Origin of the sequence: Microbacterium deferens, from assembly GCF_045517775.1 — a bacterium.
GTDB lineage: Bacteria > Actinomycetota > Actinomycetes > Actinomycetales > Microbacteriaceae > Microbacterium.
In genome coordinates, this window is sequence record NZ_JBEUWT010000001.1 from 213,672 (window position 1) to 229,632 (window position 15,961).

At 69.7% G+C, this 15,961-nt stretch carries 10 protein-coding genes; 5 read left to right on the forward strand and 5 right to left on the reverse strand.

Going from position 1 to position 15,961, the window contains the following annotated elements; translation table 11 throughout:
- The first annotated feature begins 166 nt into the window (after positions 1-166).
- The 3 genes from ABTU82_RS01040 to rpsT all read left to right on the forward strand — a co-directional run bounded on the left by ABTU82_RS01040 (position 167) and on the right by rpsT (position 5,981).
- Complete coding sequence (locus ABTU82_RS01040; protein WP_407171107.1) at positions 167-4,822, forward strand: ExeM/NucH family extracellular endonuclease; 4,656 nt, start codon at positions 167-169, stop codon at positions 4,820-4,822.
- A gap of 64 nt (positions 4,823-4,886) precedes the next feature.
- Entirely contained in the window at positions 4,887-5,606 is a 720-nt protein-coding gene (locus tag ABTU82_RS01045) for an alpha/beta fold hydrolase (RefSeq protein WP_407171109.1), read from the forward strand.
- Between the two features lie 114 nt (positions 5,607-5,720).
- Positions 5,721-5,981 (forward strand): 30S ribosomal protein S20, encoded by a 261-nt coding sequence (gene rpsT / locus ABTU82_RS01050; protein WP_116646468.1) that lies wholly within the window; start codon positions 5,721-5,723, stop codon positions 5,979-5,981.
- Between the two features lie 137 nt (positions 5,982-6,118).
- On the opposite strand, the gene holA is transcribed toward rpsT, so the two are convergent.
- From holA to ABTU82_RS01075, 5 genes are all read right to left on the reverse strand, one after another.
- Positions 6,119-7,156 (reverse strand): DNA polymerase III subunit delta, encoded by a 1,038-nt coding sequence (gene holA, locus ABTU82_RS01055; protein ID WP_407171112.1) that lies wholly within the window; start codon positions 7,154-7,156, stop codon positions 6,119-6,121.
- 10 nt (positions 7,157-7,166) lie between these two features.
- Positions 7,167-9,500, reverse strand: coding sequence for a ComEC/Rec2 family competence protein (locus tag ABTU82_RS01060; RefSeq protein ID WP_407171113.1), 2,334 nt, complete (start codon positions 9,498-9,500; stop codon positions 7,167-7,169).
- Positions 9,497-10,108, reverse strand: a complete 612-nt coding sequence (locus ABTU82_RS01065) for a ComEA family DNA-binding protein (RefSeq protein ID WP_407171114.1) — start codon at positions 10,106-10,108, stop codon at positions 9,497-9,499. Before ABTU82_RS01065 ends, ABTU82_RS01060 begins: the two co-directional genes overlap by 4 nt.
- Before the next feature lie 123 nt (positions 10,109-10,231).
- A complete protein-coding gene (gene leuS, locus ABTU82_RS01070) occupies positions 10,232-12,805 on the reverse strand; it encodes a leucine--tRNA ligase (RefSeq protein ID WP_407171116.1) in 2,574 nt (857 codons plus the stop codon).
- Positions 12,806-12,874: 69 nt separating this feature from the next.
- Positions 12,875-14,176, reverse strand: coding sequence for an anthranilate synthase component I family protein (locus tag ABTU82_RS01075; RefSeq protein WP_407171117.1), 1,302 nt, complete (start codon positions 14,174-14,176; stop codon positions 12,875-12,877).
- Positions 14,177-14,217: 41 nt separating this feature from the next.
- Here ABTU82_RS01075 and ABTU82_RS01080 point away from each other — a divergent pair, with 41 nt between their 5' ends.
- Both ABTU82_RS01080 and ABTU82_RS01085 read left to right on the forward strand, forming a co-directional pair.
- Positions 14,218-14,901, forward strand: coding sequence for a DedA family protein (locus tag ABTU82_RS01080; RefSeq protein WP_407171120.1), 684 nt, complete (start codon positions 14,218-14,220; stop codon positions 14,899-14,901).
- A gap of 5 nt (positions 14,902-14,906) precedes the next feature.
- Entirely contained in the window at positions 14,907-15,953 is a 1,047-nt protein-coding gene (locus tag ABTU82_RS01085; RefSeq protein WP_116646461.1) for an App1 family protein, read from the forward strand.
- Positions 15,954-15,961: the final 8 nt, after the last annotated feature.

Here is a 15,961-nt window from a genome sequence, read left to right on the forward strand (position 1 = left end):
GAGCACCCCACGCACCCTCTGGTGGTGGCGGCGTTACCGGACGTTTACCTCGACGACACGCGAGTGTCCGTGACATCGTGGAGTATCGACACAGGTCCCCCCGACCTCCGAACGGCCGTCGTCCCGGCCGCTGTTCGTCGTGCGCCCAAACCCTGGAGAAGAGTCTGTGACGTCGCATCCCCCTACCTCTGATCGGTCCGAGACCACGAGAGGAGGAAAGGGCCGGGCGTTCGCAGCGAGTGCTGCCGTCGCGGCCCTCGCCGTCGGCTCGTTCGGCGTCGGCGCCCTGCCCGCCACGGCAGCCGTCAGCAGCGGCGCCCCCGTCGTCATCAGCGAGGTGTACGGCGGCGGCGGCAACAACGGCGCCGTCTTGAACCGAGACTTCGTCGAACTCCTCAATACGAGCGACGCCGCTGTCGACCTCGACGGGTGGAGCGTCCAGTACGCCTCGGCGTCGGGCACCTCGTGGCAGGTCACCCCGCTCGGTGACATCTCGCTCGAGGCCGGCGAACACCTCCTCGTAGGACAGGCGTTCGGCACGAACACCGCGCTTCCCGGTTTCGAGGCGGACGTCGACGGCTCGATCCCCATGCAGGCCTCCAACGCGAAGGTCGCGCTGGTCGACACCGTCACCCCGCTCGCCGTCGGCACCGGCGTCGCGGCACTCCCCGAGGTCGTCGACTACGTCGGCTACGGATCTGCCAACGACTTCGCCGTCGCAGCGGCACCGGCCACGAGCGTGACCCAGTCGGCCTCGCGCGACGCCGCGGGAACCAACACCGCCAACAACTCCGCCGACTTCGCACTCGGTGCCCCGACCCCGACGAACAGCGGCTCCGGCACGACACCGAACCCCGAGCCGACGACGCCCACGCCGCCATCGCCGTCTCCCTCCCCCACCCAGCCGACCACCCCGGGCGCCGTCGTGCCGATCGCCGACATCCAGGGCACCGGGTCGGCGTCACCTCTCGCAGGCCAGACGGTGACTACCGAGGGCGTCGTCACGGCGCACTACCCGACCGGGGGGCTCAACGGCTACGTCATCCAGACCGCCGGAACGGGCGGGCCGATCGACCTGGCGACCCACACCGCGTCCGACGCCCTCTTCGTGTACTCCCCCGCAGCCGTCGGCGCCGTCGCCCTCGGCGACACCGTTCGTGTCACCGGACCGGTGAGCGAGTTCAACGGTCTGACCCAGATCACTGCGGGTGTCGGCGCGGCCACGAAGATCGACGCCGCCACCGCGCCGACCTTCTCGACCGTCGCGTGGCCGACCACCGATGCGCAGCGCGAGTCGCTCGAGTCGATGCTCGTGCAGCTGACCGACGACTTCACCGTGTCGAACACCTACTCGACGAACCAGTACGGGGAGGTCGGCCTCGCCGCCGGCGCCACGCCCCTTCGTCAGCCCACCGATGCCGCCCGACCGGGAACTCCCGAGGCTGCCGCCGTGGCTGCGGACAACGCGGCACGTGCGCTCACGCTCGACGACGGCGCATCGACGAATTTCCTGAACGTGACCTACAGCGCGCTGACCCCCGCTTACGTCTCGCTCGTCGAGCCGGTCGTCGTCGGCGGCCAGGCCGAGCTCAGCGGCTCGTTCATCGTCGACTACCGCAACAACACCTGGAAGATCAACCCGACGCAGCCTCTCGTGGCCGACGGCAGCGGAGCAGACCAGGTCGCGTTCTCGAACCCGCGCACGGCAGCCCCCCAGCCCGTCGGCGGAGACCTCAGCGTCGCGTCGTTCAACGTGCTGAACTACTTCACGACGCTCGGCGAGTCGACCACGGGCTGCCAGACCTACACCCCGCTCCCGAACGGCCAGGCGAACTCCGTCCGCACCGGTTGCGACGTGCGCGGTGCGTGGGATGCGGCGGACTTCGCCCGCCAGCAGTCGAAGATCGTGACCGCCATCGAAGACCTCGACGCCTCCGTCGTCGGTCTCATGGAGATCGAGAACTCCGAAGCGCTCGGCGAGACGAAGGACGAGGCCGTCGGGTCGCTCGTCGCCGCGCTGAACGCGGCGTCGACCCCGGGCAAGTGGGCGTTCATCCCGACCGCCGACTCGCTCGCCGACGTCGACCGCGACGTCATCACGAACGCGATCATCTACCAGACGGCGCTCGTGCAGCCCGAGGGCGCCTCGGTGGCGCTGGCCACCCAGAGCGGCAACGGTCAGCCCTTCGCCAACGCGCGCGAGCCGATCGGACAGTTCTTCGTTCCCGCAGGCGGCGGGGAGAAGTTCTTCCTCGCCGTGAACCACTTCAAGTCGAAGGGCTCCGGCGAAGGCGTCGACGCCGATCAGAATGACGGGCAGGGCGCGTCCAACAACTCGCGCGTTCGTCAGGCGACAGCGCTGACCGCATGGGTCGACGACGTCACGACTGTTGAAGACGCCGTGTTCCTCGTCGGCGACTTCAACTCCTACACGCAGGAAGACCCCATGCAGGTGCTCTACGGCGCCGGCTACGTCAACGCCGAGTCGGAGTTCGAGGTCGGCTCGTCGAGCTACTCGTTCTCGGGCCTGACCGGTTCGCTGGATCACGTGCTGCTCAACGAGGCCGCTCTCGAGCGCGCCACGGGGGCCGACATCTGGAACATCAACTCCGGAGAGTCGATCGCGCTCGAGTACAGCCGCTACGGCTACCACGGCACGAACTTCTGGGAAGACGCGACGCCCTACCGCTCGTCGGACCACGACCCCGTGAAGGTCGGCCTGTCGGCACGCGCAACCGCGCCGACCGAGATCGACATTCTGACGATCAACGACTTCCACGGCCGGCTGGAAGCCGACAACGGCAACGGCGTGGCGGGCGCGGCGGTCATCGCCGGGGCCGTAGACGCTTACCGCGACGAGAACCCGAACACGCTGTTCGTGTCAGCGGGCGACAACATCGGCGCGTCGACGTTCACCTCTCTGATCCAGCAGGACAACCCGACCATCGACACGCTCGTGGCGTCGGGCCTGGATGTGAGCGCCGTGGGCAACCACGAATTCGACCGGGGTTTCGATGACCTGCTGAACCGGGTGATCCCGCGGTTCGGGGGAAACACCGACACCGACGATGTCACCGACGCGCAGCGCGAGCTGGGCGGAGCATACGGACTCGGAGCCAACGTCTACGACCGCGTGACGGGTGAGACGGTCCTCCCGGAGTACGCCATCAAGGACGTCGACGGCGTGAAGGTGGCTTTCATCGGCACCGTCACCGAAGACACCGCCACGATGGTCGATCCTGCGGGCATCGCCGACATCCGCTTCGGCGACCAGCTCGAGGCGGCCAACCGCGTCGCCGCCGAGGTCGCCGACGAGGCCGACGTCATCATCTTTCTCACGCACTCCGGGGCCGCGACCTCGAACGACTGTGCCGACCTCGCCTCTGATCAGGCCGGGTTCGGTGCGCTCGCAACGGGCGCGTCGGCGGAAATCGACGCGATCGTCTCGGCCCACACGCACCAGACCTACGCGTGCGACGTTCCGGTGGCGGGCACCGACGGTCAGACCCGTCCGGTGATCCAGGCGTCGGAGTACGGCAAGGCGCTCGGCAAGCTCGAGATCTCCTACGACACCGGCTCGGATGAGCTCATCTCGATCGGCGGCAGCACGTTCCCGCTCGTGACCGGAACCCCCGCCGCTGGCGCCTACCCCGCGAACACCGAGATCGCAGCAATGGTCGCGGACTACGTGGCCGACGCTGACATCATCGGTGCCGAGCCGGTCGGCGAGATCAGCGCGGACATCCTCCGCGGGGGCACTCCCCCGGGCGGCAACCGCGGCGTCGAATCGTCGATGGGCAACTGGGTCTCCGACGTCTACCTGTGGGCGACGAGCGAGAACCCGGCATTCGCGGGCAAGAAGGCGCAGATCGCGTTGATGAACCCGGGTGGGCTCCGCGCCGACCTGCTCTACGGCGCGGACGGCGTCGTGACCTACAAGGAGGCGGCACTCGTGCAGCCTTTCGCTAACACCCTCGTGACTGTCACCCTCACCGGTGCGCAGATCGAAGAGATCCTCGAGCAGCAGTGGAAAGCGACGGGCGACCGACCCAAGCTGCACCTCGGTGTCTCGGAGGGTTTCACCTACGAGTATGTGCAAGACGCCGATCCGCGCAGTGGGCGTGTCGTGTCGATGTCGTATCAGGGTGACCGGATCGCCCCGAGCGACACCTTCACGGTCGTCACCAACTCGTTCTTGGCGAACGGTGGCGACGGGTTCAAGACGTTCGCCCTCGGCACCGACCGCACCGATACCGGTCAGGTCGATCTCGACGCCACGCTGGCGTACTTCGAGGCCTTCGACGTCGTCGACCCGGCGCCCCTGGGTCGCGCGATCGTGACGACCGATGAGCCGGGCACCGAGAACCCCGGCACGGGTGAGCCCGGCACCGAGAACCCCGGCACGGGTGAGCCCGGCACCGAGGCGCCGGACGGCAGCTGGGCCAGCGTGACGCTCAACGACCGCGTCGAGCAGGGCGGCGTGCTCAACGTCACCGTGACGGGCCTGAAGCCGGGCCAGCTGATCGGCGCCACGCTGTTCAGCGAACCGATCGTGGTGACGGGAATCCCCGTCGCCGACGCGTCGGGACGCACATCGTTCGCTGTCGCGATCCCGTCGGACTTCGCTCTCGGCGCGCACGAGCTCGTGATCACGACCGCGGGTGAGAGCCCGATCCGGGTCGGTGTCACCGTTCTCGCCGGCGGCCAGCTCGCCGTCACCGGGTCGGAGCTGCCGCTCGGAATCGCCTTCGCTGCGGGCTTCCTGCTCGTGGCGGGCGGTCTGACCTACGCCCTCCGGCGTCGGTCGCCCGTGACGCGCTAGTCGCAGACGAACGCGCCCCCTGTTCGGCTTCGGCCGGGCAGGGGGCGCGTCGTATGTTGGAGACATGTCGGTCGCGGTGGTGTTCGTCCACGGCATCCGCACGTCCGCCAGCATGTGGCGGCCTCAGCTCGAGTACCTCGCAGCGCGAGGAAACACGGCGACAGCGGTCGATCTGCCCGGGCACGGAACCCGGATGGCGGAGGACTTCACCATCGAAGGGGCCTTCGCCACCATCGACCGGGCCGTCACGGATGCGGCCGCCCGGGGCCCCGTGCTGCTGGTCGGTCATTCCATGGGAGGCCTGCTCTCGCTCGAGTATGCGGGATCGGACGAGCCCCCTCCACTGGCGGCGGTCATCGGCGCGGGCTGCACCGCTATCCCACGGGGAGCAGCCCTGCGGGCATACCGCCTCTTCCTCCGAGGATTCGACTCGCTTCCCGATCGGGGCGCCGCCATCACCGACTACGTGCTCGCCCGCACGCTGCCGGAAGAGACCCGCGAGGACTTCGGCGCGGGCGGGTACGCGTTCGACACGCAGCACACCGCGCTGGCGAGCCTCTCGGTGCTCGATCTCATGCGAGCGCTGCGCAGCATCCGTGTGCCTCTCTGGTTCGTGAACGGGCAATACGATCAGCTGCGCATCAACGAAGCGCTGTTCACGAGGACCGTTCCCGAGGCCGAGCTGATCATCGTGCCGAAGACCACCCATCTCGTCACCTCGATGCGCCCCGATGTGTTCAACGCCGTGCTCAACCTCGCGATAACGACGGTGGAGCAGACCTGATAGACTCGGTGTTTGGCTTGCGTGTGGGTTTTCCCACCCTCACGACCGCCGTGCGACAGCCCTCTTCTGTCAACCGGCAATTGACCGAATCCTCCGAACGAAAGACCGTCGAACGTGGCGAATATCAAGTCGCAGATCAAGCGCAACAAGACCAACGCGAAGGCTAACGAGCGCAACAAGGCTGTCAAGAGCGGCCTGCGCACCGAGATCCGTCGCACCCGTGAAGCCATCGCCGCAGGCGACAAGGCCACGGCCGAGAAGGCCCTCATCACGGCGACCAAGAAGCTCGACAAGGCCGTGAGCAAGGGCGTCATCCACCAGAACCAGGCGGCGAACCGCAAGTCGGCCATCGCCAAGCAGGTCGCCGCTCTCTGAGCCGCACCTCGTGAAAAGCCCGTCCCGTTCGCGGGGCGGGCTTTCTCGTTTCCGCCACGACACACCGGAATCGGCCGTTACACGCGGCGCGGCGGTGTGTCTCAGCAGATTGCGGCGTCTCGGCGGATGGACGCCGCTCAGTCGCCGAAGGGCGTGCGCGTCGCGATCACGGTGATCATGCGCTCGAGCGCGAACACGGGGTCGCGTGACGCGCCCTTCACTTCGGAGTCGGCCCGGGCCACCGCATGGATGGCCATCCCCAGCGTCGTCTGCGACCAACCGACGAGGTCGCGCCGGGCTCGGTCGACCTGCCAGTCCTTCATACCCAGCCGGGCAGCCAGAGCCCCCGACGATTCGCGACTGCCCGCAACCCGCGCCATCGTTCGCACCTTCATCGCCACGGCAGCCACAAGCGGCACCGGGTCGGCGCCCGAGGCGAGCGCCTGGCGGAGGGCGATGAGGGCATCTCCGTACCGGCCGGCGATCGCGGTGTCGGCGACGGTGAACGCCGACGTCTCGACCCGACCGCCGTAGTAGCGCTCGACGATCCGGTCGTCGATGTCGCCAGCGACGTCGGAGATGAGCTGCTGACACGCGGCCGCGAGCTCGGTGACGTCATCGGAGAAAGCCGAGACGAGCGCGCGGAGCGCGGTGGGCGCGATGCGTTTGCGAGCGGCCGAGAACTCGCCCGCGGCGAAGTCGTACTTGTCGCTGTCGCGCTTGATCGCCAGGCACGGAATCTCGATGCCGCTCCCCTGCCCCGCGCGCACCGCATCGAGCAGCTTCTTTCCGCGCACGCTCGCTGCGTTGTGCCGCAGCACGATCGTCGCGCCCTCCTGCGGGTGCTCGAGGTAGGCGAGCGCCTCGAGCAAGAAAGTGTCGGATGCTCTCTCGACGCCGCCGATGCGCACCAGACGCGGTTCGCCGAAGAGAGAGGGAGAACTGACGCCGAGCAGGGTGCCCGCGGCGTAGTCGTCGGCACGGACGTCTGTCACCTCGAGGCTCGGATCCTCGGCGCGCAGGTAGTCGCGGATGCCCGCGATGGCACGCTCGGCGCACACTTCTTCGGGTCCGGAGACCAGCACCACCGGCGCCGGTCGCGGCTCGCGCCACGAGACCTGCGGGATCGCCGACTTGGCCTTCGCCGGAGCGGATCGACGGGGAGCGGCGGCCATACCCACCAGCCTAACGAGCCCCCGCGACGTCGCGTTCCCTCCAGAGAGCGAGCACGCCGTCGTTGCCTTTCCACGCCGCGACGATGCCCTCCTGATCGGTGCGGGCGACGGTCGCCCCCACCGACGCCAACGTCGACAAGATCGACTCTCGAGGGTGGCCGTAGTCGTTGTCCGCACCGACCGTGACCAGCGCGAGCGTCGGCGACGCGGCGCCGTAGAGCCGTGCGTCCTGGTCGGCGCTGCCGTGGTGGGCGACCTTCACCACATCGAACTCCCCCACCGGCTCGTTCCGCTGCATCGCCTGCTGCGCCTCGGCAGACAGGTCGCCCAGGAGCAGGGTGTCGGGGATGCCCCCGCCGCGCACGTCGAGCACGACGCTCGCGTCGTTCCCGGCGGCGACCGCCGCGGATGGCCACAGCACCCGCCACCGCGCACCGCCCAGGATCCCCTGCATACCCGGGTGGGCGAGCTCCGTGCGGGATCCGCCCTGCCGAAGCCCAGCGAGCACTCGATCGGCGGCGCCGCCGTCGGAAGGCCCGTGCACGACCAGGTCGACGCGAGCACGCACTGCCTCGACACCGCCCCGGTGATCGGCGTCGAAGTGGGTGAGCACGAGCAGGTCGAGCCGAGAGATCCCGAAGCGCGAGAGACACGTGTCCAGCGCTGCGGGGTCGGGCCCGGTGTCGATGAGTGCGACGGCACCCTCCGATCTCAGCAGCACGGCATCGCCCTGACCGACGTCGCACGCGGCGATCGCCCAGTTGCCGGGTACGGTCCACGGGCCGGCCACCGTGCGAAGGGCCGTTTGTCCGCCACCGACCCCGACGACCGTACAGACCACCACGACCGCGACGCCACGCAGCATCCGCCGATTCGTTCCGGGCGGAGCGAGCACGACCACGGCGACGCACACCGACACGGCCGAGAGGGCGGCGAGTCCGCCCAGTTCGCTCCACCACGGCAGCTGCTGCCCGGGCAGTGCTCCGACCACCTGGGCGATCCCGGCGATCCAGCTCGCCGGGAGCCACGCGATCGCCGTGAGTCCGTCCTGCACCCAGGGGAACGGAGCCGCAAGGCACGCCGCGAGCCCCGCGAGGGTGGCGACAGGGGCGGCCGGCGCTGCGAGGAGGTTGGCCGCGACCCCGAGCACCGGCACGCGAGGGTCGACGAGCACCAATAGAGGCCCGCAGGCGAGCTGTGCCGCGAACGGTATCGACAGAGCGAGGGCGAGCGGTCGCGGCATCCAGCGGCAGAGCCCGTCGGCCAGCGGACGAGCGAGCACCAGAAGGGATGCTGTCGCCACCGTCGAGAGCGCGAATCCCAGCGACATGGCGAGCCAGGGGTCGACGGCGAGCAGCAACACGACGGCGAGGCACAGCACGCTCAGCCCCGCACCCGCGCGCCCGAGCGCGAGAGCGAACATCGCGATGGCGGCCATCGCGCCGGCGCGCACCACGCTGGGCTCGGGGGTGACGAGCACGATGAACCCCCCGAGCGTGACGAGTCCGGCGGCGATCCGCGTGCCCCGTCGCGCGCCGACGAGGGCCGAGGTGCCGTACGCCACCCCCACCACGAGGGCGCAGTTCGCACCCGACACGGCTGTGAGGTGCGACAGCGACGACGCCTTCATGCTCTCGTCCAGCGAGGCCGAGACCGCACGCGTCTCGCCCACGGCAAGGCCGGGCACGAGTGCCGCACCGGGCCCGGGAAGCCCGCCGGCCGACTCGACGAGACCGCGACGCAGATCGGATGCGGCGGCGAGCACCGCGTTCGGCCGCTCCGCGCGCACGATCACCTCCTGTGCGCGGAGAACGAGCACGGCCCGATCGCCGACGCCCAACGGGATGGAGGTTGCGCGCACGGTGACCTCGCTGCCGATGTCGACGCGGTCGAGCGACGCGACGGCGTCTGCCGCGACCCCGACGCGCAGCGGCAGCGCCCCGCCGGTGACGGCACGATCGCCGGCCGTGATGCGGTCGGCGAGGGCGTCGAACCAGATGTCGCCGGAGCTGTTCGGGTCGAGCTTGCCTGAGATCGTCGCCTCGACGACGAGCGCGCGGCCACCGCCCGTGGCCAGGTGCTCCACGCTCGTGCGGCCGGGCTGCGCGAGCGCCACGTGCGACACCGCCACGGCGGCGCCGACCGCGGCCACCACGATCACCGCGCGCACCGGCGTCGGATGCCGCCAGAGCAGGGCGCAGCCCACGACCGCGGTCACCCAGAGCGCCGCCGATGCCCACACCGCCGTCTCGGGGACGCAGACCGCGAGGGCGGCCGCCGCCCACGCCATTACGGCCGCTGGAACGAGCCGCGCTGCGCGCCGGCGTCGACGCGCGGCGCTCATACCCTCACGAGAGCGCGCAGGCCGTCGACGATCTTCTCGCCAATCCCGGGGATGCTGAGCAGATCGTCGACGCTTGTGAACCGCCCGTTCTCGTCGCGCCACGCGACGATCCGCTCCGCCAGCGCCGGGCCGATCCGCGGCAGCGTATCGAGCACCGAGGGGTCGGCACTGTTCAGGTCGATGAGTCCGCCGACGGCGCCGAGCGCAGCATCCGGCTGTCCCTGCGCCGGCTCGTCGGTGATCGCTCCGATCACGGGCACGACGAGCTGCTCGCCGTCGGTCACCGGGCGCGCCAGGTTGACCGACCCCCGGTCGGCATCTTCGGCGAACCCGCCCGCCGACCCGACCGCATCGACGACGCGAGCCCCGACCGTCAGACGATAGAGCCCGGGTGCCGCGACCGCGCCGGTGACGTGAACGTAGACCGCTCCGTCGGCCGGGTCGCCCGGCGGCGCTGTCGCCGAGGGGGTCACCGTCGTGGTTCCCGCACCGCCCGCGCCACGAGCGATACCGATGCCGACCGTGATCACCAGCCCGGCGAGCAGCAGCACGACGACCGCGCCCACGCCTAGACGTCGAGAGGCGGTGCGATCGTGGGCGTCTGGCACCCCGGTGACGCTACGTGGCCCCGGTGCGCGTCGCGAGGCGCCGCCTCACTGCCGTGGAAGGATCGCGACGGACGCAGCCTGGGGAGGGGCGGATGCTACGCCCCTCCCCCGTTGCGACCGTTGCTACTTGGTCGAGAAGCTGACGACCTTGGGCGGGCGCACCACCGCGCGGACGATCTCACGGTCGCCGAGTGCTCGGCGCACCTTCTCGTCGGCGCGCGCACGGGCCTCGAGATCGGCGGCATCGATCCTCGCCGACACCTCCAGCGTCGAGCGCACCTTGCCGTCGACCTGCACGACCGCGGTGACGGACTCTTCCACGAGGAGGGTGGGGTCGGGCTGACGCCAGACGGCCAGACCGACGAAGGGCTCGTACCCGAGCACCTCCCACATCTCCTCCGCGGTGTGCGGGGCGAAAAGGTCGAGGATCATCGCGATCGCTTCGGCCGCCTCGCGGACGGCGGGGTCGCCGGCTCCGGCTCCGGTGTCGATCGCCTTGCGGGTCGCGTTCACGAGCTCCATGAGCCGGGCGACCACGACGTTGAACTTCGTCTGCTCGATGAGTCCGGGCGCATCAGCCCACAGGCGGTGCGTGACGCGACGCAGAGCCGCGTCGCCCTCGGCCCACACGACGTCGGTTTCGCTGTCGACGTCGTGGGCGATGCGCAGCGCTCGGGCGAGGAACTTGGTCGCGCCGGTCGTGGAGACGTCGTCCCAGTCCTTGTCGTCTTCCACCGGGCCGGCGAATCCGAGGGCGACACGAAGGGCGTCGGCGCCGTGCGCGTCGAGCTCCTCCTGGAAGAGCACGAGGTTGCCCTTGCTCTTCGACATCTTCGTGCCGCCGAGGATCACCATGCCCTGGTTGATCAGGTGCGTGAACGGTTCGGTGAACTCGACCATGCCCATGTCGAACATCGCCTTCGTGACGAAGCGCGCGTAGAGGAGGTGGAGGATCGCGTGCTCGACGCCGCCGATGTAGAAGTCGACCGGGCCCCACTTGTCGGCCTCACGCGAGGAGAACGGCTGCGTCGTGTCGCCGGGCGAGAGGAACCGCATGTAGTACCACGAGCTGTCGACGAACGTGTCCATCGTGTCGGGGTCGCGCCGAGCGGGAGCGCCGGTCTCGGGGTCGGCCACCTCGACCCAGTCCTTCGCCGCGCCGAGCGGCGACGCGCCCTTGGGGGTGAGGTCGAGACCCTCGACCGCCGGCAGACGCACCGGCAGCTGGTCGTCGGGCACGGGCACGATCCGACCGTCGTCGGTGTGGATCATGGGGATCGGCGTTCCCCAGAAGCGCTGGCGCGAGATGAGCCAGTCGCGCAGACGGAATGTCTTGGCGGCGCGGCCGAGGCCGTCCTTCTGAAGCTGGTCGATCACGCGAGAAATGGCCGTGCGCTTGGACAGCCCGTCGAAGGGGCCCGAATTGATCAAACGGCCCTCTCCCGTGAGCGCGACGCCCGTGCGCGCCGGATCGAGGTCATCGATGCTCTCCCCGCCCGGATCGATCGGCACACCGTGCTCATCGAGCTCGATAACGGGGATCGCGCCGGTGATCGGAGCGGTGGTGTCGACGACGATCCGCACCGGCAGATCGAACGCGCGGGCGAAGTCGAGGTCGCGCTGGTCGTGGGCGGGAACAGCCATGACCGCGCCGTGGCCGTAGTCGGCCAGCACGTAATCCGCCGCCCAGACGGGCATGCGCTCGCCGTTGACGGGGTTGATCGCCCAGCGCTCGAGGAAGACGCCGGTCTTCGGACGGTCGCTCGACTGCCGATCGATGTCGGTGGCCTTGCGGACGTCGGCCAGGTAGGTCGAGAACCGCTCCTGCGCCTCGGCGGACGCGCCCTGGACGAGCTCGGCGGCGAGGTCGGAATCGGGTGCCACGACGAAGAATGTCGCGCCGTGCAGCGTGTCGGGGCGGGTGGAGAAGACGGTGACCTTCTCGGCGCGTCCCTCGATCTCGAAGTCGATGTCGGCGCCCACGGAACGACCGATCCAGTTGCGCTGCATCTGGATGACCTTCTGCGGCCAGAAACCCTCGAGCTGGTTCAGGTCGTCCAGCAGGCGGTCGGCGTAGTCGGTGATGCGCAGGTACCACTGGGTCAGCTTCTTCTTGACGACCTCGTTGCCGCACCGCTCGCAACGACCGTCCACGACCTGCTCGTTGGCGAGCACGGTCTGGTCGAAGGGGCACCAGTTCACGGCGCCGTCCTTGCGGTAGGCGAGGCCCCGCTCGTAGAGGCGCTCGAAGAGCCACTGGTTCCAGCGGTAGTAGTCGGGGTCGCTCGTGTGGAGCACGCGGCTCCAGTCGAAGGAGACCCCGTAGTCCTTCATGCTCGTCTTCTGCTGAGCGATGTTCGCCGATGTCCACTGCACCGGATCGGCCTTGCGCTGGATGGCCGCGTTCTCTGCCGGGAGGCCGAAGGAGTCCCAGCCGATCGGGTGCAGCACGTTGTAGCCGCGGTGCCGCCAGAACCTCGCGACGATGTCGGAGTAGAGGTAGTTCTCGGCGTGCCCCATGTGCAGGTCGCCGGAGGGGTAGGGGAACATCGCCAGCACGTACTTGCGTGGGCGGGTGTCTTCGTCGCCGCCGGCGCGGAACGGGTCTTTCTCGGCCCAGCGTTCCTGCCACTTCCGCTGGACCGCGTGAACGTCGGGGCCACCGCTCTCAGCGGGCGAAGAGGGCATAGAAGACATACGGAAGAGCCAATCGTGGGGTTCGGGTCGCGCACACGGCGCGCGATCCACGTTACCGGAATGCCGCCGTCACCAGCCCGGCGGCAGAACGGCGCCGATCGCGGCCAGGGGCGCGCGCGCTTTCCAGCCCACCTCGCGCACCTCCGCCTCGGGCCGGGAGTGCCACGTGATGCCGCCCCCGGCGCCGACGTACGCACCGTCGGGGTGCACGACGACGCTGCGGATCACCATCGCGAGGTCGGCTCCTCCGTCGTCGCCCACCCACCCGAAGCAGCCCGAGAACACGCCCCGCGGAGCAGCTTCGAGTTCGCGCAGGATCGTCATGGCCGACAGCTTCGGGGCCCCCGTCATGCTGCCCGCCGGGAACGCGGCCGCGAGCAACGAGCCGAGGGTCGCGCCATCGGCGAGGGAGCCCGCGATGGTGCTCACGAGCTGGTGGACGGCGGGGTAGCTCTCGATGTCGAGCAGCCGTTCGACGGTCACGGTGCCGGGGGCGCACACCCGCGCGAGGTCGTTGCGCATCAGGTCCACGATCATGACGTTCTCCGCGCGTTCCTTCGGATCTGCGCGCAGCTCGTCGGCGAGCCGGCGATCCTCCACGGGATCGATCGAACGCGGTCGTGTGCCCTTGATCGGATGCGTCCGCACCACCCCGTCGTCCACCGTGAGGAAGCGCTCCGGGGTCGCGCTGACGAGCGCTGTGCCTCCGGCCCGCACGAAGCCTCCGTGGTGACTCGGGGATGATGCCCGAAGCCTGCGATGCACCGCGCGCGGATCGATATGCCCGTCGATCTCGAAGCGGGTCGTCACGCAGAGGAGGTAGGCATCGCCCTCACGGATGTGATCGCGACACCTCTCCACCAGTTCGCCGTACTCCGACGGCAGATGGCGGGAACGGGCGACGGATGCGGCGGGCTCAGCCGGCAGCGCAGCATCCGGCCGGCATCGCGCCGCCGTGTCGGCCAACCGCGTGGCTCGCTCGCGCGTCGGCGCCCACGCCCAGACGCGGCGGTTCGCGTGATCGAAGGCGAGGAAGTCGTCTACGCGCAGCCACCACCGCGCGGGGTCCTCGCCGGTGACGGTGGGCGCAGCAGCGGCCGAGGCGCCCGCCTCATAGGTGACCCAGCCCACCCACCCGCCGCGGAAGGGGCCGGCCTCGTCGGTGCGATGCGAGGGTCGCGTCAGGTCGACCGCGTCCACCGCGGCGGGGTCGAACTCGGGGCGTCCGACGCCGAGCCAGCTCCAGCCGTGGAGGGCGTCGGGGCCGGCGTCGAGCCAGAAGCCGTGCGGATCGTCTCCCACGACACCGGCGTAGGCGTCGGAGGGGTCGATCCATGCGTCGACGGCGACGGCGACGTTCAGTGGCGACACGCTCCCAGGGTAGACGCGACGACGGGTTCTAGGCTCGTGGCGTGAACGAGATCCTGACGTGGCTGCTCGACACGGTGCAGAGTGTCGATCCCGTCGTGCGGACGATCATCGCCGGCCTGGCCATCATGCTCGAGACGAGCGTGCTGGTCGGTCTCGTGGTGCCCGGCGACACGGTGGTGATCGTCGCGGGCACCGCCGTCTCCGGCCCCGTCGAGGCAATCGCGCTCGGGTTTGCGGTGGTGGGCGGTGCGCTCATCGGTGAGAGCATCGGCTTCGCCCTCGGCCGATTCCTCGGACCCCGCATCCGCGCCTCGCGGTTGGGGCGGCGCATCGGGGAGAAGAACTGGCAACGCTCGGAGCGGTATCTCCAACGGCGCGGCGGGCTCGCGATCTTCCTCTCGCGGTTCCTCCCCGTGCTGCACTCGTTGGTCCCGCTCACGGTGGGCATGAGCAACTACTCCTACCGGCGGTTCCTCGCCTGGACGACGCCGGCGTGCGTGATCTGGACGACGCTCTACATCTCGGTCGCCTCCCTCGCCGCGGGCACGTATCGCGATCTGTCGCAGTCGATCCATTACGCGGGCTACATCTTCGTCGCCGTGATCGTCGTGTTCCTCGTGCTGATCTTCATCGGCAAGAAGGTGATCGAGCGCGTGGAGCGCAAGCATCTCGGCGACGATCCGGCCGAACCCTCGCACGCGGACGATGCGGGCATGAAAGACTGAGAGCGATGCCTTCCGACGCACCTGAGCGCCCCAAGATCCTGTGGCTCGCCCGTCTCGAGCGACGCTTCCACTCGTGGCGGGAGCGTCGCGCCCGCGGGCGCGGCCTCGTGCCCACCGCGACCGGCTTTCCCGGATACGGCAGTGAGGAGTGGGTACGGGTCCTCGGACGCGTCCTGATCGTCCCGGCTGTGAAGCAGAGTTCATCCGGCGAGTACTCCAGCGTCCGCGGGTGGCGCAGCTTCGCGGCCGTTCCCGTGGCGTTCGCGCAGGTGACGGTCACCATCGAGGGCGAGCGCCACGATGTGCGCGCCGACCGCGGCGGCGTCATCGACACCGTGCTGCCGGCCCGCCTCGAACCGGGCTGGCAGACGATCACGGTGACCGTCGAGGACGGCGAGCCGGTCGAATCTCGGGTGTTCATCGTGGCCTCCGGCGTACGCTTCGGCCTGGTCTCCGATGTCGACGACACCGTCATGGTGACCGCGCTCCCCCGGCCTCTCCTGGCCGCGTGGAACTCTTTCGTCGTCGATGAGCATGCCCGCCAGCCCGTACCGGGCATGGCGGTGATGCTCGAGCGGCTGACCCGGGAGCACCCGGGTTCGCCGGTCATCTACCTGTCGACGGGCGCGTGGAACGTCGCCCCCACGCTCATCCGCTTCCTCCGCCGTCACCTCTACCCCGCGGGGGCCATCCTGCTGACCGACTGGGGTCCGACCCACGACCGGTGGTTCCGCAGCGGCAAAGACCACAAGAAGACGAACCTGCGGCGACTGGCCGAGGAGTTCCCCGACATCCAATGGCTGCTCGTCGGAGACGACGGTCAGCACGACGACGAGATCTACACGGGTTTCGCGATCGACCACCCCGCGAACGTCGCCGGCGTGGCGATCCGCAAGCTCTCACCCGCCGAGGCGGTGCTCGCCGGTGGCCGCACGGTCGTCGACGATCACTCCGCAGCGGAGGTGCCCTGGGTCACGGCGTCGGACGGCGCGGGCCTCCTCGATCGACTCGCGGCCGTCGGCATCGCCGCGGAAGACGACCCCGAGAAGTGACGGTGTCG